This is a genomic window from Pseudomonas shahriarae, assembly GCF_014268455.2.
Classification (GTDB): domain Bacteria; phylum Pseudomonadota; class Gammaproteobacteria; order Pseudomonadales; family Pseudomonadaceae; genus Aquipseudomonas; species Aquipseudomonas shahriarae.
Map to the genome: position 1 here is coordinate 5,333,925 of NZ_CP077085.1, position 18,906 is coordinate 5,352,830.

The 18,906-nt window shown below is 61.5% G+C and carries 21 protein-coding genes, 1 tRNA gene and 1 pseudogene; 10 read left to right on the plus strand and 13 right to left on the minus strand.

Annotated features, from left to right (window positions below; all coding sequences use genetic code 11):
- The first annotated feature begins 167 nt into the window (after nucleotides 1–167).
- Both cra and HU773_RS23805 read left to right on the plus strand, forming a co-directional pair.
- Entirely contained in the window at nucleotides 168–1,163 is a 996-nt protein-coding gene (cra, locus tag HU773_RS23800; protein ID WP_120734161.1) for a catabolite repressor/activator, read from the plus strand.
- Between the two features lie 2 nt (nucleotides 1,164–1,165).
- Nucleotides 1,166–1,969: a TatD family hydrolase gene (locus HU773_RS23805; protein WP_057958409.1), complete on the plus strand. Its 804-nt coding sequence runs from the start codon at nucleotides 1,166–1,168 to the stop codon at nucleotides 1,967–1,969.
- On the opposite strand, the gene HU773_RS23810 is transcribed toward HU773_RS23805, so the two are convergent.
- The 6 genes and pseudogenes from HU773_RS23810 to HU773_RS23830 all read right to left on the minus strand — a co-directional run bounded on the left by HU773_RS23810 (nucleotide 1,889) and on the right by HU773_RS23830 (nucleotide 8,391).
- On the minus strand, nucleotides 1,889–2,329 hold the full coding sequence (locus tag HU773_RS23810; protein ID WP_057958408.1) for a hypothetical protein: 441 nt from the start codon (nucleotides 2,327–2,329) through the stop codon (nucleotides 1,889–1,891). The two genes, HU773_RS23805 and HU773_RS23810, sit on opposite strands and share 81 nt — an antisense overlap.
- A gap of 127 nt (nucleotides 2,330–2,456) precedes the next feature.
- Nucleotides 2,457–3,386, minus strand: a complete 930-nt coding sequence (locus tag HU773_RS27910; protein ID WP_370693753.1) for a methyl-accepting chemotaxis protein — start codon at nucleotides 3,384–3,386, stop codon at nucleotides 2,457–2,459.
- Nucleotides 3,363–4,454: pseudogene (locus HU773_RS27915) on the minus strand (methyl-accepting chemotaxis protein); the annotation flags it as partial. The pseudogene HU773_RS27915 and the gene HU773_RS27910, both read right to left, overlap by 24 nt.
- Nucleotides 4,455–4,772: 318 nt before the next feature.
- Nucleotides 4,773–5,609: a regulatory signaling modulator protein AmpE gene (gene ampE, locus HU773_RS23820; RefSeq protein WP_057441051.1), complete on the minus strand. Its 837-nt coding sequence runs from the start codon at nucleotides 5,607–5,609 to the stop codon at nucleotides 4,773–4,775.
- Nucleotides 5,606–6,169, minus strand: coding sequence for a 1,6-anhydro-N-acetylmuramyl-L-alanine amidase AmpD (gene ampD, locus HU773_RS23825; RefSeq protein WP_057441053.1), 564 nt, complete (start codon nucleotides 6,167–6,169; stop codon nucleotides 5,606–5,608). Before ampD ends, ampE begins: the two co-directional genes overlap by 4 nt.
- A gap of 62 nt (nucleotides 6,170–6,231) precedes the next feature.
- The gene (locus HU773_RS23830) at nucleotides 6,232–8,391 is read right to left on the minus strand and encodes a DUF1631 domain-containing protein (RefSeq protein WP_186625301.1); all 2,160 of its coding nucleotides are present in this window, start codon (nucleotides 8,389–8,391) and stop codon (nucleotides 6,232–6,234) included.
- A gap of 268 nt (nucleotides 8,392–8,659) precedes the next feature.
- Between HU773_RS23830 and nadC the strand changes: the two genes are divergently transcribed.
- The gene (gene nadC / locus HU773_RS23835; protein ID WP_186625302.1) at nucleotides 8,660–9,508 is read left to right on the plus strand and encodes a carboxylating nicotinate-nucleotide diphosphorylase; all 849 of its coding nucleotides are present in this window, start codon (nucleotides 8,660–8,662) and stop codon (nucleotides 9,506–9,508) included.
- A 66-nt stretch (nucleotides 9,509–9,574) separates the two neighbouring features.
- Here nadC and HU773_RS23840 read toward each other — a convergent pair whose 3' ends face one another.
- The 4 genes from HU773_RS23840 to HU773_RS23855 form a co-directional block, all read right to left on the minus strand.
- Nucleotides 9,575–9,880: a DUF6388 family protein gene (locus tag HU773_RS23840; protein ID WP_057444407.1), complete on the minus strand. Its 306-nt coding sequence runs from the start codon at nucleotides 9,878–9,880 to the stop codon at nucleotides 9,575–9,577.
- 137 nt (nucleotides 9,881–10,017) lie between these two features.
- A tRNA-Thr gene (locus HU773_RS23845) sits at nucleotides 10,018–10,090 on the minus strand.
- A 39-nt stretch (nucleotides 10,091–10,129) separates the two neighbouring features.
- On the minus strand, nucleotides 10,130–11,536 hold the full coding sequence (locus HU773_RS23850) for an O-antigen ligase family protein (protein ID WP_186625303.1): 1,407 nt from the start codon (nucleotides 11,534–11,536) through the stop codon (nucleotides 10,130–10,132).
- Between the two features lie 78 nt (nucleotides 11,537–11,614).
- Nucleotides 11,615–12,025 carry a pilin gene (locus tag HU773_RS23855; RefSeq protein WP_186625305.1) on the minus strand — a complete coding sequence of 137 codons (411 nt, stop codon included), beginning with the start codon at nucleotides 12,023–12,025 and terminating at the stop codon, nucleotides 11,615–11,617.
- 202 nt (nucleotides 12,026–12,227) lie between these two features.
- Between HU773_RS23855 and HU773_RS23860 the strand changes: the two genes are divergently transcribed.
- From HU773_RS23860 to yacG, 4 genes are read left to right on the plus strand one after another with little or no spacing between them, the layout of a single operon-like run.
- Nucleotides 12,228–13,454: a type II secretion system F family protein gene (locus tag HU773_RS23860; RefSeq protein WP_186625304.1), complete on the plus strand. Its 1,227-nt coding sequence runs from the start codon at nucleotides 12,228–12,230 to the stop codon at nucleotides 13,452–13,454.
- Nucleotides 13,455–13,456: 2 nt separating this feature from the next.
- A complete protein-coding gene (locus tag HU773_RS23865) occupies nucleotides 13,457–14,329 on the plus strand; it encodes a prepilin peptidase (protein ID WP_120734166.1) in 873 nt (290 codons plus the stop codon).
- Nucleotides 14,326–14,949, plus strand: a complete 624-nt coding sequence (gene coaE, locus HU773_RS23870) for a dephospho-CoA kinase (RefSeq protein WP_057958402.1) — start codon at nucleotides 14,326–14,328, stop codon at nucleotides 14,947–14,949. Before HU773_RS23865 ends, coaE begins: the two co-directional genes overlap by 4 nt.
- Nucleotides 14,946–15,149 carry a DNA gyrase inhibitor YacG gene (yacG, locus tag HU773_RS23875; protein ID WP_032861907.1) on the plus strand — a complete coding sequence of 68 codons (204 nt, stop codon included), beginning with the start codon at nucleotides 14,946–14,948 and terminating at the stop codon, nucleotides 15,147–15,149. The genes coaE and yacG overlap by 4 nt, the downstream gene beginning before the upstream one ends.
- On the opposite strand, the gene HU773_RS23880 is transcribed toward yacG, so the two are convergent.
- The 3 genes from HU773_RS23880 to HU773_RS23890 form a co-directional block, all read right to left on the minus strand.
- Nucleotides 15,146–15,361, minus strand: a complete 216-nt coding sequence (locus tag HU773_RS23880) for a hypothetical protein (RefSeq protein ID WP_057441062.1) — start codon at nucleotides 15,359–15,361, stop codon at nucleotides 15,146–15,148. The genes yacG and HU773_RS23880 overlap by 4 nt on opposite strands.
- A gap of 63 nt (nucleotides 15,362–15,424) precedes the next feature.
- Complete coding sequence (locus HU773_RS23885) at nucleotides 15,425–16,114, minus strand: energy-coupling factor ABC transporter permease (RefSeq protein WP_057441064.1); 690 nt, start codon at nucleotides 16,112–16,114, stop codon at nucleotides 15,425–15,427.
- Entirely contained in the window at nucleotides 16,111–16,578 is a 468-nt protein-coding gene (locus HU773_RS23890) for a hypothetical protein (protein WP_057441067.1), read from the minus strand. The genes HU773_RS23885 and HU773_RS23890 overlap by 4 nt, the downstream gene beginning before the upstream one ends.
- Nucleotides 16,579–16,680: 102 nt before the next feature.
- On the opposite strand from HU773_RS23890, the gene HU773_RS23895 reads away from it, so the two are divergent.
- Genes HU773_RS23895 through HU773_RS23905 form a run of 3 tightly spaced genes read left to right on the plus strand, consistent with a single transcriptional unit; the run spans nucleotide 16,681 to nucleotide 18,882 of the window.
- A complete protein-coding gene (locus HU773_RS23895) occupies nucleotides 16,681–17,310 on the plus strand; it encodes a DUF1780 domain-containing protein (RefSeq protein ID WP_057441069.1) in 630 nt (209 codons plus the stop codon).
- A 39-nt stretch (nucleotides 17,311–17,349) separates the two neighbouring features.
- Nucleotides 17,350–17,523: a DUF3094 family protein gene (locus tag HU773_RS23900; protein WP_057441071.1), complete on the plus strand. Its 174-nt coding sequence runs from the start codon at nucleotides 17,350–17,352 to the stop codon at nucleotides 17,521–17,523.
- Nucleotides 17,524–17,583: 60 nt separating this feature from the next.
- Nucleotides 17,584–18,882 carry an NAD(P)/FAD-dependent oxidoreductase gene (locus tag HU773_RS23905; protein WP_057441073.1) on the plus strand — a complete coding sequence of 433 codons (1,299 nt, stop codon included), beginning with the start codon at nucleotides 17,584–17,586 and terminating at the stop codon, nucleotides 18,880–18,882.
- Nucleotides 18,883–18,906: the final 24 nt, after the last annotated feature.

An 18,906-nucleotide genomic window follows, 5' to 3' on the forward strand; every position in this document is an offset into this window, starting at 1 on the left:
ATACGCCTGCTGAAACGTTTAATCTAGATTTTATGGCAGATTACTGGGTAATTCTGCATCCTTGAAGCACCGCTCGGCGCTTGAGTTGCGACAATGGTCGCGTGCAGGAATCGGTTACGATTGGACAAAATGTCGGGGCAAGCTCTAAAAAACAAGGAAATCCCGGTTTGAAACTCAGTGATATTGCACGCTTAGCCGGTGTGTCCGTGACCACCGCCAGCTACGTCATCAATGGCAAGGCCGCACAGCAACGGATCAGCACCGCCACCGTGGAACGGGTGCGGGCGGTGGTCGAGGAGCACGGCTTTACCCCCAACCCCCAGGCCGCCGGCTTGCGCAGCCGGCACACGCGTACCTTGGGTTTTATCCTGCCGGACCTGGAAAACCCCAGTTATGCACGGATCGCCAAGCTGTTGGAACAAGGCGCACGGGCCCGTGGCTATCAGTTGCTGATCGCCAGTTCCGATGACGATGCCGACAGCGAGCGCCAGTTGCTGCAACTGTTCCGCGCGCGGCGTTGCGATGCACTGTTCGTCGCCAGTTGCCTGCCCGCCAGCGATGACAGCTATCGCGAGCTGCAAGCCAAGGGCCTGCCGGTGATTGCCATCGACCGGGTGATGGACGCCGAGCAGTTCTGCTCGGTGGTCAGCGATGACCGCCAGGCCTGCCAGCAATTGACCAGCAGCCTGCTGCAACCCCTGCCCCGGCAGATCGTCCTGATCGGTGCCCGCCCCGAGCTGAGCATCAGCCAGGAGCGCGCGGCGGGTTTCCAGCAAGCGCTTGAAGACTTCAAAGGTGATGTGCTGGTCGAGCACGGCGAAGCCTTCAGCCGCGACTGCGGTCGCCAGTTGATGGAAGAACTCCTGCAACGCCTGGGGCATTTACCCGATGCATTGGTGACGACTTCCTACGTCCTGCTGCAAGGGGTGTTTGACGCGCTGCATGACTTCCCGCTCAAATCCCGGCCGCTGCGCCTGGGCACTTTTGGTGACACCCAGTTGCTGGACTTCCTGCCGCTGCCGGTCAACGCCATGGCCCAGCAGCACGCGCTGATCGCCGAGACGGCCCTGCGCCTGGCACTCGCGGCGATTGAAGAGCAACACTACCAGCCGGGTGTGCATGCCATTGGCCGGACCTTCAAGCAGCGGATTCACGAGATATAGACATGGAGCTGGTCGACAGCCACACCCACCTCGACTTCGAGGACTTCGACGCTGATCGCGACGAGGTGCTCAGGCACAGTCGCCAGCTCGGCGTGCGGCGCATGGTGGTGCTAGGGGTGTACCAGCGCAATTGGCAACGGCTATGGGACCTGGCACAACAGGACCCGGACCTGCACGGGGCCTTCGGCCTGCACCCGGTATACCTGGATGAGCATCGCCCCGCAGACCTGATCGAGTTGGGCGACTGGCTGACCCGCCTCAAGGGCCATCGCCAACTCTGCGCCGTGGGTGAAATCGGCCTGGACTACTTCCTGGCGCACCTGGACCGCGAACGCCAGCAATCCCTGTTTGAAGCCCAGTTGCAGTTGGCCGTGGACTTCCAGTTGCCGGCGCTGCTGCATGTGCGGCGCAGCCATGCGGCCGTTATCGCCACCCTCAAGCGCATTCGCCTGCCCCGGGGCGGGATCATCCATGCCTTCGCCGGCAGCCGCGAAGAAGCCCGCGAATACATCAAGCTGGGGTTCAAGCTGGGCCTGGGCGGCGCGCCAACCTGGCCTCAGGCCCTGCGCATGCACAAGGTCATCGCCCAACTGCCGCTGGAATCAGTGGTGTTGGAAACCGACTCGCCGGACATGGCGCCCGCCATGTACCCCGGCCAACGCAATAGCCCGCAACACCTGCCGGCCATCTGCAGCGCCCTGGCCGAACTGATGGGCATCAGCCCTTCAGCGCTGGCCAAAGCGAGCACCCGCAACGCCTGCGAAGTGTTCCACTGGCCCGTCGATGACGGGGTTGACCGCCTCTAGCGTCAGGGTCATGCGGTGCCGGTGGCGGGCGTGGCGCAGGGTCAGGAAGTGAATCAGGATCGCCACCAGCGACACATTCAATTGCCCGATCTTGCTGATCAAGCCGACCCACTCGACCACCAGGGCCACCAACAAGGCCACGCAGGTCAGCACCAGCATGCTCGGGCGCAGCAGGGCCAGGTTGTCCAGGGACTTCAACTGACGCAGTTGCCTGGGGCAATTGAGCAGCAGGACTTTGTGGCAATACGGGCAATCAAAGGGCTCGTTGAGTGCAATGGCATTGAGCTGCCAGGGCTTGAGCACAAAGGTGATATCGCAATGGGCGCAATGCCCTTTCACGCCTGGAGTTGTCGCGGTCATGGCCCTGCCTCCCGGAAGCGCTGGATGGGGTGAAACAAATTCTCACCCAATCCCAGCGCAAAAAAAGCTCACGCGGGAAAACAGGACATGCACCACATAGCAAAGGGATAAAGCCTACAACCAAGTCTTACACGCGGAAGGCACCGATCAGCTTTTTCAACTCAATCACCTGCAAGGACAATTGCCGGCTGGCCTCTTCGGTCTGGTGCGCGCCCTGGGCCGCGTGCTCGCCAGCCCGATTGATCTCGACGATATTCTGGTCGATGTCGTGGGCCACCGCCGTCTGCTGCTCCACCGCCGCCGCGATTTGCTGGTTCTGATCGACGATCATGCCCACCGCACCGAGGATATTTTCCAGGGCCAACTGGACCTGTTCCGACTGCCCGACCGTGCCGCTGGCCATTTTATGGCTGCTGCCCATGGCCTTCACGGCCGCGCCGACGCCTTGGTGCAACTTGGCGATCATCTGCTCGATTTCTTCGGTGGAGTGCTGGGTGCGCCGGGCCAGGGTGCGCACCTCATCGGCCACCACGGCAAACCCACGCCCCTGCTCCCCCGCCCGCGCCGCCTCGATGGCCGCGTTCAGGGCCAGCAGGTTGGTTTGTTCGGCGATGCTCTTGATCACTTCCAGCACGCTGCTGATGGATTGACTGTCGATGGCCAGTTGGTTGATCACCAGCACTGACTGGTCGATCTCCGATGCCAGTAGCGCGATGCTGCCCTGCTGGGATTGCACCAGGCCACGCCCGTTAAGGGTTTCATCGTTGACGCTATGGGCACTGCTGACAGCCGCCGCGGCACTGCGCGCCACTTCATGGGCAGTCGCCGACATCTGGTTCATGGCCGTCGCCACCTGCTCGATCTGGCTGCGCTGGCCCGACACCGCCTGATTGCTGCGCGCCGACACCGACTCCACCTGCCCGGCCTGATGCTCGACCTCCTGGACGGTCTGCCCTACCCGCTCGATCAGGTCGTGGATTTTCGCCACGGTGCCATTGAACACTTCGCCCAATTCACCCAGCTCATCGCGACTCTGGGACTTGAAGCTGACAGTCATGTCCCCGGCAGCGACCTTATCCATCATTGCCCCCAGGTGGCGCAGGGTGGTGCGGGTCGAGGCGTAGAAGCCGCCGTACAGATAGAAAATCAACAAGAACACCGCCGCCAGCGCTGTGACCAGCAGCACCATGTGCGTACGGTTCTGGGCCAGGCGCTGCTGCAGTTGCTGGTCGAGGAAGGACAGGGTCGCGTCGTCCAGTTGATAGGTCTTGGCCATCAAGGCCGTCACTTCGTCATAGAAGGTCTGCCACGGCGCCTCCAGGGTTTCGGCCATCACCACCTGCTCTTCAAACAGCTCGCTGCCCTGCTTGAGGCTGGCCTGGCTGGCTTGGGCCAAGGCATCCAGTGAACCATGGGCGGCCTTGCTGGAGCCCAGGGCGTCCTGCACTTTCAAACCGTATTCCGCCTGGAGTTTTTCCAGTTGCTGCAGCAGTTCGTCAAAACGCGTGCTGGACGATGAGTTGAGAAAACCCTGGCCCAGGGAATATGCGCCCATGGCCCGGCCTTCGCCCAGGGTCTGGGTGACTTGCGGAGTGACGCTGGTAATCAGTTCGCTGAGTTGGCGCACGTCGCCCTGGACATCACGACTCAACCCCGACTGGCTGGCAATGATCTGGCTGAACATCTGCGCCTTGTTCAGCAACTTGCCGATCAAGGCACTTTTGCTCAGCAGTGAAGACTCGCTTTGCTGGGCCTTGAAGGCCGCAATCATCTCATCGCGCTTGCCCTCGAACACCGCGACCTGCTCGGGATCGGTCGTCATCGCCTGGAAACCTTGCAGACGTTCCAGTACGCGCTGCTCCAAAGCGCTGATTTGACTTTCGATATCCCCCGCCTTGCCCGCCTGCCCAAGGGTGGCGTTGATCTGCACCTGATTGTTCAGGGTTTCCAGGTCGCGCCGCAGGATCAGGCTGCTGCCCAACAGGTCCAGGCTCTGCAACTCAACCTGCGTGCCCTGGAACTCACGCCAGGAATCGCGGACCAGGTAATAGTTGGTCACCAGCATGGGCAGGAAAAACAACACACTGATCAGGCTGAACTTCATGCCGAAGCTCAGGCGATTCATCAGCGCGATGGCGGGATAGAGCAAGCTCTTCACAGATGAACTCCCTTTTCTTTTATTTTTATTGAAGGCGCAGGGCAGCGGCAGAAAGCCACTATTGGGCGCGCTGTCTGTATAGCTTAAATCGGCGGGAAGTTTTGTAACTTAAGGTTAACGCGATCGGCGGGGCCTGGCGGCCGACCGATTTTTGAAGCCACTACGGGCTCTTTGTGGGAGCGGGCTTGTGTGGGAGCGGTGTGTCAGTACCGGATTTTTTGACTGCTACACCGCATCGCGGGCAAGCCCGCTCCCACACAAGCCCGCTCCCACAAGAGGTGTTTTTCAGGGCAGGACGGTCCAGATCGCAAACCCGGCGTACCACAACACGGCCGCTCGCAGCAGCAGTTCCCACAACCGATCCAGGCTGTTGATCCCTTCGGCACCGACCACCGGCGCAGGAATTTCGCCGGCCACCAGGCCAACCTTTTCCACCAACTGCGCCGCACTGATATCCCAGTTCAACAGTTCATGCAGCATTACCCGGCTGACCGCGACAAAATTGCCGACCAAGGCAAAGCTCGCCGCCAGCAACCGCACCGGCAACCAGTCGAACGCATGGCGCAATTGCCCGGCGCGCTCGACCACCAGCGGGTTCTGCCCGTGTTCACTGGCCAGGGCCAACAGGCGGTAGGCCAGGGCCACCACCGGGCCGAGGAGGAAGTACCAGAAAATCACCGCAAAAAAACTCTGATAGGCCTGCCACAGCAAATGGCCCTGGACCCGCTCCAGCAGTTGCTCGCCGCTGTCGGCGCCAATGCCCAGGTCACGTTCGGCAACGTGTTCAGCGGCTTGCAAGTCACCCCGGCGCCAGGCATCGCGAAACGGCCCCAACTGGCCCAGCAAATCGCCGCGGCCCAGGCTGTAGATCACCACCAACAGGTGCACCGGCAGCGCCAGCAAACCATAGGCCAGCGGCTCCAGGACCAGCAGTAACAGCCCCAGCAATGCCACCGGCAGCAACACCAGCAGCGCCAGGATCAGCCAGGGTTGTTTGCCCAGCCGCGCGCTCGACTCAAGCCGAGCCAGTTGGCGCAGCCAACGGCCATCACGCTGTACCCGCTGACGCAAGGCCGAGAACTTCTCGATCCACACTGCCAGCACCAACACCAGGAAACTCATTGTGCATGTCCTCCATCCTGCAAGGCGCCGCGAAAACGCGCCCAATCAAAAGCCGGTCCAGGATCGGTCTTGCGTCCTGGGGCGATGTCACTATGACCGCAAATGCGCTGGTGCGTGATGCCCGGGTAGGCGGCCAGCAATTGGCGACTCAGTTCGATCAGGGAATGGTACTGGGCGTCGGTAAAGGGTTGGTCGTCGGTCCCTTCAAGCTCGATCCCCAGGGAAAAGTCATTGCAGGTCTCGCGCCCCTCGAAACAGGAGACGCCAGCATGCCAGGCACGGTCCCGGCAGGAGACAAATTGCGTCACCGTACCATCACGCTCAATCAGAAAATGCGCGGATACCCGTAGGTCAGCGATGCCTGCAAAGTAGGGATGTTCCGTGACATCCAGACGATTCTGGAAAAACGCCTGCACTTTGCCCGTGGCGAACTGGGCCGGCGGCAAACTGATGTTGTGCACCACCAACAGGGAAATCTCGCCGCCTGGGCGTTCATTGAAGTTGGGCGACGGGCAATGGGCAATGCCCTGGCACCAACCGCTGGTGGGGTCCAACTGCATACAGGTTCCTTGCGCACGACTTGGGAGCGCTCAGTATGCCGTGATACGCAGGGTGGTTGCGATCACTTGGCGCGATTGAGTTGGCGCAAGCTGCCAATCACCGACGCCAGCGCGCGGTCGAACAGCAGTGCATCATCCAGGGTGCGGACCCCGCCACGCTTGAACTCCAGGGCCAGCTCCGTGCAGGTTTTTTCCAGGACCTTGAGGCCAGTGCGATTGACAAATATATAGCTGTTGGCCGGGGCAATGATCGCCGTCAGCTTGCAGCGCAGGGTGTTTTCCTCATCTTCACGGAACTCGACCCAACTGCCGATGCGCAATTGCCGGACCTTGAGCAGATCGGGATCGTCCTCTGCCAGCCTGACCGCCTCCACCGGCGGCGCAGCGCCTGAGTTTTCGCGCACTTCGATCAGCGTCACATTGGGAAGCGCCGCCCCCTGGAACGCCTGGGTATGCAGGGCCTGCAACTGGATAAAAAACTCACGGGTCACAAAGGAATCAAACGCCGCCTCGCTCAGCCCCTCACGCAGGGCCTTGAGCAACGCGGGCAATTGTTCCAGCAGGCGGCGGCCGGCTTCTGTGTCTTCACTCAGGCCGACACTCCAGATCAATTCGTCCATGACCCGCAGCCGCGCCTGCCACTGCGGCGAGGGTTGCTCGTGCTTGAGGCATTCGAGCAACAACACCTGGCTCCAGGCCTGTTGCAGGAACTGCACCACGAAGTGCGGCAAGACCTTGCCCCGCAACCGTTGATTCACCGCATCGGCGACCCGCTGCCGGGCCTGTTCGGTGCGGGCGCGCCCTTCTTCGGCGTCGCGGGTACGCTGTTCGAGCAGCTCACTGCGGCGGCGCTCGTCCTGGGTAAACGCGGTGAACTCCTGCAGAAGTACGGCGAAAATCGCCGGGTCATCGACAAAGTCGTTCAACAGGCGCTGCACCACCTGCTCGATGCGCACATAAAGACTGTCACGCTGATAGTCATCACGCTTGCCCCAGCCCAAGGCGGCCGTGCCGATTTCATTGAGCAGGCGCCGCGCCGGGTGGCTGCCACGGCTGAAAAAACTCTTGTCCAGCACGGCCACTTTCAACATGGGAATCTGCAGGCGCGCAATCAACGCCTTGAGGGAGTCGGGCAAGGTACGGTCGTCGAGAATGAACTCGAACAACATGGCGATCAGGTTGATCACGTCCTCGTCGGCATCCTCCACCACCCGCGACTTGCCACTCTTGACGCTGACCCGGGTCAGCAGTTCTTCCAACTGGCGGCGCAGGTCAAAATCGTCCTCGACCGCAGGGTCTGGCACATATTGCTGTAAGTGGGAGAGCAGACGCAGCAGGTCGCGGGTGGAAATAGGCTGGGCCTGGGCGCTGGCCTCCAAGGTCGGGGCGACGCTGCCGCGCACTGTCAGCAACAGTTCCTGCAGGGCCGCGAACACTTGTTGCTCACCCTCATCGGCCTGGGCGTCGGCAGTCGGAGCTACCTCCGCCGGCGGGCGGACCCGGCTGGCACGTTCGCCGGGACGTCGTGAGGGTACGGCCTTGAGCTCGGGCAGCACACCCGTGGCCACCAGTAACTGATTGGCCTCGCCGTACAGCAGGTCGGCATCGCTGAGCACGTATTTTTCAAACAGTTTCAAAATGATCAGCTTGACCCGGATCTCCACCCCCAGGCTGCGCCCGGCCCGCAGGAAGTACTCGCAGAGCATCGCCGGGCCCAGGGGGTTTTCCCGATCGTCGAGGTGCTTGCCCAGCAGCGCACCGAGGCGGGCGGTCAGTTGCCCCAGGGCCAGGCCGTCACGGTGCATGACCTTGTCGAGCATGGCCTCCAGGGCTACGGCTTTTTCCAGGTCATCGGCGCACGCGCCGGGCGCTGCTTCGTAGGAGACCGTCGGCAGCAGCAACTCGCCTTGCCCGGCCTGCCCCAGGTTGGCAAATGCGTCGAAGAGCTGTTCCATGAACATGCGCTCGAAGTTCTTGCGCTTGAGGCGCAGGTCGCGCATGGCTTCAAAAAAAATATTGTGGTCGGCGCTGCTGCGGGCTTTGTCGGCCATCTCGAACAGAGTGTCGTCGGCGTTATCGAACAACTCCTGCAGCCCCCGGTCGAGTTGCTGCGTGGCCTTGTCACGCACCTGCAGCACAATCACAGGCAGGCGGGCGAGCGGCGACGGCATCGCTTGTGCGGCGATCCTGTTGATCGGCACCACCTTTGCGTCATTGTGCATGCTGGCCTCCTGGAGCGACGGGGTTCGGTTTTGTGAACGATCGCCACAACCACCGATGGAATACCGGCGGCTACCACGATTATTTGTAGATCACCGAGACGTCAAAGCTATGACGCCAATTGCAAGGCGCGAGATTATCTTGCAAATAGCCCCTGTAGCGCCAGCAAACTCTGTACGGGCTTTGTAATCAGCCAGGTTATGCCGGCATACCTTGGGTTCGGCGCTGCCATGCCCCTATAATCGAGGCACTTTGTATGTGGAGCCCGCTATGCCGAATCTACGCCTCGCCGACCTCACCGCCGAAATCGAAGCCAACGTGCGCCGCGCACTGCTGGAAGATATCGGCAGCGGCGATATCACCGCGCAACTGATCCCGGCCGAACGCCTGGCCAAGGCCACGATCATCACCCGTGATGCTGCGGTTATCAGTGGCACCGCCTGGGTCGATGCCGTATTCCGCCAGTTGGACCCACGGGTTGCCGTGCATTGGCAGGTACGCGACGGTGAACGCGTCAGCCCCAACCAGGCGCTGTTCCACCTCGAAGGTCCTGCCCGCTCATTGCTGACCGGCGAACGCAGTGCACTGAATTTCCTGCAACTGTTGTCAGGCGTGGCCACCCGCGCGCAGTACCTGGCGGACTTTGTCGCCACCACCCAGGTCAAGCTGCTGGACACCCGCAAGACTCTGCCGGGGCTGCGCCTGGCGCAAAAGTACGCGGTGACCTGCGGCGGTTGCCACAATCACCGCATCGGTCTGTATGACGCGTTCCTGATCAAGGAAAACCATATCGCCGCCTGCGGGGGGATTGCACAGGCCATTACTGCCGCCCACAAGATCGCCCCGGGCAAGCCGGTGGAAGTCGAAGTGGAAAGCCTGGAAGAGTTACGCGAGGCCCTGGCGGCAGGTTCCGACATCATCATGCTGGATGAGTTGAGCCTGGACGACATGCGCGAAGCCGTGCGCCTGAACGGCGGCAAGGCCAAGCTGGAAGCCAGTGGCGGGATCAACGAAAGCACTTTGCTGCCCATTGCCGAGACCGGCGTGGACTACATCTCTATCGGCGCGATGACCAAGGATGTGAAGGCGGTGGATCTGTCGATGCGGCTCAGTATCTGAGTCGCTGCAAACTTCAAGCTGCAAGGGCGCGTGGCGACACTTGCAGCTTGAAACCTGCCGTAGCTTCTAAACCACCAGATTGTTCATCTCGCAATACTCTTCCCACTCGACACCCAGCACCTCGGCCGCCTCTTTGTGCAGGGCCAGGCGCGCAGCTTCGAATTCTTCCGCTGTGCAGGTGTACTTGAGGGTCAGTTCCCAAGGCTGGAAGCCCTGGCTCTCGGCCTCGTCCTCGAATGCCCACTGGATCTGGTCGCGCTGATCATCAGCGCTCAGGTCCTTGATCTCTTCCTTAAGCTGCGCCGACTCCTCGAGGTATTTCTTGAGGGCTTCTGCGTGCCGCACTTCCTGGGTCATTTCTGTCGTGGTCATGTCGTTCTCTTAGATCGAAGGAATGGGGATGCATCTGGGTCATCAAGGTTGCGCAGATACAAAAGAACGGGCACGAATACCGGTTCGTCTGGCCTTCAGAACCATTCTGGGATCATCTGAAAACTGTGGTGCCTTTTTGCCCGAGACAGGAATCGAACCTGCGACCTTCGCGTTACGAGTGCGCTGCTCTACCAACTGAGCTACACGGGCGGTGGGCTAAAGCTAGCACTGCAATGGGCGCCCGGCAACTTACCGAATGTGCGGCGCAATGACTCCCTGGACCCAGAAGCGCGGCTGCAGATGGCTTTTGGCAATGTCGATATAGTGCTGGCTGCGCTCGGTGGCGCCTGGCAGGTCGCGGTACACGACAAATACCAGCAACGCCACCGACAGCACAGCCGACACCTGCCAGGCCCCGCGCAACAGCGGCCTCGGCTCGACAACCGGCGTGCGCCACGGATGCAATGCCATCAACCAACCCACCACCAGCGCCAACCACAGTTGCGAATAGGGCATCACGATAATCCCGTCGACCATCGCCTGCACCGTCGCGCCCAGCAGCGCGGCGAATAGACACAGGCGCAGCAGGTCTTGCGGTGCCCCTGACGGCCCTTGCCGATGAATGACCCTCAGTGTGGCCCAGCCGCCGCGCAGCGCCAGCAACGCGACGCACAGGGCCGAGGGCACGCCCCACTCACTGGCCCACTGCAGGATTGCCTGGTGCGGATGGGCGGCAATCGGGTTGGGGATATCGGCAAAGTGCATCGGCCCGAAACCGAGCCACGGCCGTTCGCGGATCATGTCCCAGGCTTGCCACCAGATCACTTCACGACCCGAAAGGCTGGTGGTAAGGCGGTCATTGGAAAGACTGGCAATTTCCAGCCCCAGGTAAGGCGCCAACACCGTGAACAACAACCCGTATAAAACCAGCCCGCCACACAGCGCAGCCAGCTGCCAGGTCAACCAGCGACGCCCCGCCGCCCCCAGAAAAGCCAGGACCAGTGCCGCAACGCCGAAGCCCAGCCAGGTGCCACGGGTGCCGCCACTGATTGCAATCAACCACCATGCACACAACAGGGCGAACACCAGCCCACGCGCCAACCGCGAGGTGCCCGTGAGCAGCAGCGGCAACGCCAGCAAGGGCAAGGTAAACGTCTGGAACTGGCCGTAGAAACGCTTGTTGGAGAACCCGGAAAGCAGCAGGTCGGTGTCCAGTGTCGGTTCGCCACTGGTAAACGCCAGGACGCCCGCGTACCCATATTGCAGGCTCTTGATCAGGCACAGCAGCAACACAAACAGGATCAGCACCTGATCCAGGGTTTGATCGCCATTGCGTCGCAAGCGGGCAAAAGCTGCGGCAATCACCCCGCAGGTGATCATCAGCGCCCACTCGGTCAGCGCCCAGAGAGGCTGGTGGGCCAACAACGAAGAGATCAGGCCCAGGCCGAACACCAGCCCCAGGCCGATAGCGGTGGGTCTGTCGACCAGGCGCCCGGCGGGAGTCGCCAGGCCATAGAGCAACGCACACACAGCCACGCCGACCTGCAGCACACGCTGCCAGTCATGACCACTGAAGGACAGGGTGATGCCCAGCAGCAAAAGGCTCAGCGCCATCACCAAAAACACGCTTCCTCGCTGTTGCACGGATAACGTCATGGGCACCCCTTACTACCCTGTGAAGTGCCTGGGAGCCCGTCACGCCAGGCCCCCATCACTGATTTAGGTGGCCCGGGCTCAGTTGCCAGCCGTGCAACCCTTTGCAACGTACTGCTCGTCAGCGTTGGTGGTGCACTTCCAACCGTCAGTGGCACTGCGCGCCAGGGTAATGAGCTTGCCCTGGACAGGCGCAGGCGCATCGAGGATCTCACAGGCAATCGAACCCGTCCCCGCAGCCACATCGCCCGCCACGCTGATCACGCAATTGGCGGTCGGGCTGGTGCCGCCGATCAGCGCCAGCGTGGGTGCCGTGCCCTGGTTGAAGGTGTCTTCGAAGCCCGCCTTCAACGCCGAGACTTCCGCCAACCCAGCAGTGAACTTGGCCTTGGCCTGGTGCTTGGTATACATGGGCAGGCCAATCGTGGCCAAGATGCCGATGATCGCCACGACGATCAACAACTCGATCAAAGTAAAGCCGTTCTGACGCATCACATTCACTCTCCAGAATAAAACCCATCGCAAGGCACCTCCTGCGCCCTGCCCTCAACAACCGCGCCAGTGTACTCATCCGCGCCGGGCCAGGCCCTCACAAGACGCACAATCTGACATTTTTCCCTTGCCCAATCGCCTGACGGACACACAGCCCTGACTAAGCTGTAAATCGTCACCTGTCGATGAGCCGTAGCACCCCATGAATGATGTCACCGTAAACCCGGCCCCCACCGCCACCTACGCCTGGGAAGGCACCCTGCGCAATGGCCGCAAGGTGTCCGGCGAAACCCGCGGGCATAGCCCGGCCGTGATCAAGGCCCAATTGCGCCGACAAGGGATCAATCCGGTTCGGGTCCAGATGCGCTCCAGCCTCCTGTCTGGCCTGCGCAACCCCATCACCCCAGCCGATGTTGCGCTGTTCACCCGCCAACTGGCGACCCTGCTGAAGGCGGGAATCCCCCTGCTGCAAGCCTTCGACATGATCGGCGAAGGCTTTGAAAACCGGGCCATGCGCACAATGGTCCAGGGATTGAAGCAGGAGATTGCCGCCGGCAACAGCCTGACCGGCGCGTTATTGAAACAACCGCAGTGCTTCAACGCCCTGTATTGCAGCCTGATCGCGGCCGGCGAACAGGCCGGCACCCTGGAAACCCTGCTGGAGCGGGTCGCCACCCACCTGGAAAAAAGCCAACGCCTCAAGACCCGGATCAAGAAAGCCATGACCTATCCACTGGTGGTCCTGCTCGTGGCCACCCTGGTCAGCAGTATCTTGCTGATCCACGTCGTGCCCCAGTTCGAAAGCCTGTTCGCCGGCATCGACACGCCGCTGCCGCGCTTTACCCTGCTGGTTATTGTGCTGTCCGAATTCATGCAAAGCGCGTGGTGGATGCTGTTGCTGGCCGTGGCGGCGACTACTTGGGGCATACGTCGCAGCTATCGTCGACACAGTGGTTTTCGTCTGTGGCTGGACGCTGGTTTGTTGAAAGTGCCATTGGCAGGCACACTGCTGAAAAAAACCGCTGTCGCCCGCTACGCTCGCACCCTCGCCACCACCTTTGCCGCCGGCGTACCGCTGGCACAGGCGTTGGATTCAGTGGCGGGAGCCGCCGGCAACGAACGCTTCAAACAAGCAGTCACGCTTATGCGCCAGGACGTAGCAATAGGAATGCAATTGAATCGAACTATGACCGCCAGCGGCCTGTTCCCTGGCATGGCGATCCAGATGACAGCCATCGGCGAAGAATCGGGCGCACTGGACAGCATGCTGGAGAAGGTCGCCGACCATTATGAAACGGACGTCGACAACCTGGTGGACAACCTGACCAGCCTGATGGAACCGCTGATCATGGTGGTGCTCGGCAGCATTGTCGGGGCGCTGGTGATCGCCATGTACCTGCCGATCTTCCAGCTCGGCACGGCGTTTTGAACATGACCCTGGACCTCCTCCTGACCCTCCATCCCTGGCTGTTCGTCTGGGCTTCACTGGTGCTGGGGCTGATCGTCGGCAGCTTCCTCAACGTGCTGGTCTGGCGCCTGCCAAAAATGCTCGAGCGCGACTGGCGCGCCCAGGCCCATGAAATACTCGGCCTGCCCCCGGAACCCGGCGGCCCGACCTATAACCTGTTGCACCCCAACTCCTGCTGCCCGCACTGCTCACAGCCGATTCGCCCGTGGCAAAACATCCCGGTGCTCAGCTACTTGCTGCTGCGGGGGCGCTGCGCGCAGTGCCACGGTTCCATCAGCCCACGCTACCCGCTGACCGAACTGGCGTGCGGGCTGCTTTCGGCATTTATTGCCTGGCATTACGGCTTCGGCTGGCCAGCCGCTGGCGTGCTGTTCTTGAGCTGGGGCTTGCTGGCCATGAGCCTGATCGACGCCGATCACCAACTGCTGCCGGATGTGCTGGTGCTGCCACTGCTGTGGCTGGGGTTGATCCTCAATTATTTCGAGTTGTACACGACCCTGCCCGATGCCCTGCTGGGCGCGGTTGCCGGTTACCTGAGCCTGTGGTCGGTGTTCTGGCTGTTCAAGTTGTGCACCGGCAAGGACGGCATGGGCTATGGCGACTTCAAGCTGCTGGCCCTGCTCGGTGCCTGGGGCGGTTGGCAGATCCTGCCGCTGACGCTGTTGCTGGCATCGCTGGTGGGGGCGATCGCAGGGGTGATTGTCTTGCGCATACGCAACGCGCAGACGTCAGTGCCCTTGCCTTTTGGTCCCTATCTGGCGATTGCCGGCTGGATTGCATTGCTCTGGGGTGGTCAAATAACCGACTTCTATTTGCAGTCTGTCGGTTTCAGATGACCACTTCTGTCGCAACACCCTGGATTCTTGGCCTGACGGGCGGCATCGGCAGCGGTAAAAGCGCTGCGGCCCAGCACTTTATCGACCTTGGCGTGGACCTTATCGACGCCGACCATGCCTCGCGCTGGGTGGTGGAACCCGGCCGCCCGGCGCTGGCGAAGATTGCCGAGCACTTCGGCGGCGAGATCCTGCTGCCCGATGGCCAACTGGATCGCGCAGCCTTGCGCAAGCGCATTTTCGAGGCGCCGCAAGAACGCCTGTGGCTTGAGGCCCTGCTGCATCCGTTGATTGCCGACGAGATCCGTAGCCATCTGGCCCGCGCCCGCTCACCCTATGCGATCCTGGTGTCGCCGTTGTTGATCGAGTCGGGCCAGCACACCATGACCCAGCGCATCCTGGTGATCGATGTGCCGCAAGCAACGCAGATTCAGCGTACCCTGCTGCGCGATGGCATCAGCGAAGAACAGGTGCAGGCGATTCTCAAGGCCCAGGCCTCACGGGAAGACCGTTTGCGCCAAGCCGACGATGTACTGGTCAATGATCAGGACCTGGCCTGGCTAAAGGCCGAGGTCGAGCGACTGCACCACTTTTACCTTACTTTGCGTGGAGGCCGAACATGAGCCAACCCTTGACCGTCGAATGCCCAACCTGCGGCGCCCCCGTGGAATGGAAAGCGACCAACCTCAACCGGCCATTCTGCTCGGATCGCTGCAAACTGATCGACCTGGGCGCCTGGGCTGCGGAAGAACACAAGATTCCGGTCAGCCCGGACGCCGAAGACGAATTGTTCTCCGAAGACCTGCCACCGCGCGCCCACTAAGGCCGCATAAAGCCGTAATCCTGCTGGTCGTCGAGGTTTTCCGCGAGAAATTGCAACTCGTCGGCCAGGTCTTCGGCACTGCGCACGCCTTTGCTCTGCTGCACCACCGCGCTGAGCAAGGCGCGCAGGCTCAGACCCGGGTCAAAACCGATTTCCTGCGCTGCGTCCTGGCTTCTGCGCAACTCCTGCCGTGCCCACTCGTACACACTCATGATCGTGCTCCTGGAAGTTTCGCAGAGCATGCGACCACTTTTGCATGGCACCCTTGATTTGGATCAAGGGCGCGAATTGTCGTCTTTCCAGGGCGCCGAGAGGTAGCGCGTGCGGTTGAACGTCTCAAGCCACTCCGGGCAAAACACCACCAGCGCACTGATCACGGTGCCGTTGATAAAGGCTTCGGGAAAGATGATCAGCCACAGGTAACCGATAAAATCCTCGATCCACTCCGGCATGGCGAAGCGGCCGTCCAGCCACAGCAGGCCCAGGCCCGCCAATAGGCACAACAACGCCGACAGAGCAGCGGCAAAAAAACCCGAACAAAAGATATACACAAAAGGATTGCGCGGCTGTGCCCGCTCCACCAGCAGCGCGCACGTCTCTGTCACCAACACCGGTAGCAGGACCAGCAGCGCGCCATTGACCCCGACCGCCGCCAAGTCCTGGCGCCCGAGCAGCACCAGGCCCAATTGTGCCGCCAGCCCACCGACAATCGCCAAGGGCCAGTCGAGCAGCAGGGTCACGGCGGTCATGCCGATAAAGTGGTAGGACACCCCGGTATCGAAGTCCCGACGCACCAGCCACAGCATGAACAGCGCGAACACCGTGCCAAACAACAGGTGCTGGCGGCGCCGGTCGGCAAACAGTTCGACCCAGGACGAGCGCAGGATCGCCCAGACAATTACCGGCGCATACAGCAGCCAGCCCAACCACAGGGTTTGCGGCGCCAGCACGGCGGCACTGATCACGGCTGCACCTGCTCCAGGGCCTGGCGCAGCTCGGCGGCAGTCGCGTATTCATGGCGCGCAACCAGCTTGCCGTCTTCGAGTTGCAACCACAGCACTTTATCCACAGGCGCCGGATAACGCGGAGCGATCCGCGCATCACGGTCAAGCATCACCCGGTAGTTGTAGGCTTGCATCGCCGGGACGGCAAAGAGCTTGGCGATCAGCCTCGGCATACGCTGGATATCGGCGACAAACACCACATGGCGCGCCTCCAGATACCCCTTGGGCTGGCCCTGCAAGGCCGCATCCACCAACTTGGCGGCATCCATGCTGCGCGCCACCAGCAAGACCTGCGCCTGGTTATCCAGGGTATAGGCCTGGTCGAATTGATCGAGCAGGGTCCACGGCGCCAGCCGCTCCCCGAGTTCAACCGCCTGGGCCCACAGGGGCAAAAGGCTGAGCAACACCGTAAGCAAAAACTTCACCGCGAACTCCTTGTGCAAAACCGTCGACAGAACCGCCAGTCTACACCGAGCCTTTTCACACGGGACTTCCTGCAGTCATCATTTGAACGCTAAGCTGCAAGCATGGATGACTCAGATTATTTGCGCCTGCTCACCATAGCGGCCGAACAAGCCAACGCGTTCCTGTCCAATGCCCGCAAATGGGAGCGTGAGCGTTGGGTCTGCCAGCGCCTGCTACAAGGCCTGAATGTGCCCTACCGCGCCGAAGAGTTTCATGCCGCCGGTCAGGAGCCGCCGGACGTACTGTTTCGCGATGCCAGCTTCGAAGTGTTTTTTGTCCTCGATGAAGGCCGGCGCCTGAATGACGAGTGGCGCGACGAACTGGTGCGTCGGCGCAGCGCTTTTTCCCTGAGCCAACTGGTGCGGCGCGAGGCCAAGCCCAGGCGCATTCCCGCCCATGAGTTCCTGCTGCGCCTGGCCCCGACCCTGCGCAAGAAAGCCCATAACTACAAAGAACGCGGCATGGACCTCGGGGAGCTGGATATCATCGCCTTCGCCAGCCTCAAGCGCGAAGTGCTGGACCTCAACAGCCATTTCCCGCCGCCCACCGAATACCTGCGCCAGGGCTGGCGCTCGCTGTCGTTGGTCGGCCCGACCTTTGCGCGGGTGCTGTTCGCCCATCCCGACGCACCGGATTTCTTGCGCAACAACCTGGGGCGCAGCATAGTGTTCGATGTGGGTATCAGCTTGTAACGTGGTGCCCTTTTGCAACGTCTCCCTGACGAGGCCTTTATGACCAGCCGCCTGAACCCTGACGACCAACAACATGTCGAAGAGTACCTGCAACTGTCCCAGCACCAGGTTGAGCGCAAGCCTTTCCGGCCGTGGCTGCTCCTTGGGGTGGTACTGGTTGTGGTGATTGGCCTGGGCGTCCTGAGCCGCCTTTTGAGTTACCTGACGCTATGAGCTGCCTGGCGCTCGCTCGGGTAACTGCACCGATTTCTTTTAGCCTTGCGAGATACCCCCATGACCCATCGTATTATTATCGTCGGCGGCGGCGCCGGCGGCCTGGAGTTGGCTACCCGCCTGGGTAAGACTCTGGGCAAGCGCGGTACCGCCAGTGTCACGCTGGTGGATACCAACCTGACCCATATCTGGAAACCCCTGCTGCACGAGGTGGCCGCCGGCTCGCTGAACTCCTCTGAAGACGAACTCAATTATGTTGCCCAGGCAAAATGGAACCACTTCGAGTTCCAACTGGGGCGCATGAGCGGGCTCGATCGTGAACAGAAGAAAATCCAGCTGGCCGCGACCCTCGATGAAGAAGGCCGGGAACTGGTGCCTGCGCGCGTGCTGGGTTACGACACCCTGGTGATTGCCGTCGGCAGCACCACCAATGACTTCGGTACCGAAGGCGCGGCGCAGCACTGCCTGTTCCTCGATACCCGCAAGCAGGCCGAACGTTTCCACCAGCAATTGCTCAACCACTACCTGCGCGCCCATGCCGGGCAAACCGATGTGGTGGAACAGATCAGCGTGGCAATCGTTGGCGCTGGCGCCACCGGCGTCGAACTGGCCGCCGAGCTGCACAATGCGGCCCACGAACTGGCGGCCTATGGCCTGGACCGGATCAAGCCGGAAAACATGTACATCACCCTGATCGAAGCCGGGCCCCGGGTATTGCCAGCCCTGCCAGAGCGGATCAGCGGGCCTGTGCATAAAACCCTGGAAAAGCTCGGGGTGACGGTCATGACTAACTCGGCCGTGAGTGAAGTCACCGCCGACAGCCTGATTACCAGCAGTGGCCAGGTGATCCCTGCCAGCCTCAAGGTCTGGGCGGCGGGGATTCGCGCGCCAGGTTTCCTCAAGGACATCGACGGCCTGGAGACCAACCGCATCAACCAACTGCAGGTGCTGCCAACCCTGCAGACTACCCGTGACGAGAATATCTTCGCCTTCGGTGACTGCGCGGCCTGCCCGCAACCGGGCACCGACCGCAACGTTCCGCCACGGGCGCAAGCGGCGCACCAGCAGGCGTCGCTGCTGGCTAAATCGCTGAAGTTGCGCATCGACGGCAAGGCGCTGCCCAGCTACAAGTACACCGATTACGGCTCCCTGATCTCGCTGTCGCGTTTTTCGGCTGTGGGTAACTTGATGGGCAACCTGACCGGCAGTGTGATGCTCGAAGGCTGGCTGGCGCGGATGTTCTATGTGTCGCTGTACCGCATGCACCAGATGGCGTTGTACGGGTTCTTCCGCACGATGATGTTGATGCTGGGCAGCAAAATCGGACGGGGCACCGAGCCGCGGCTCAAACTTCACTGACAATACGGTTCCGGACGGGGCGCA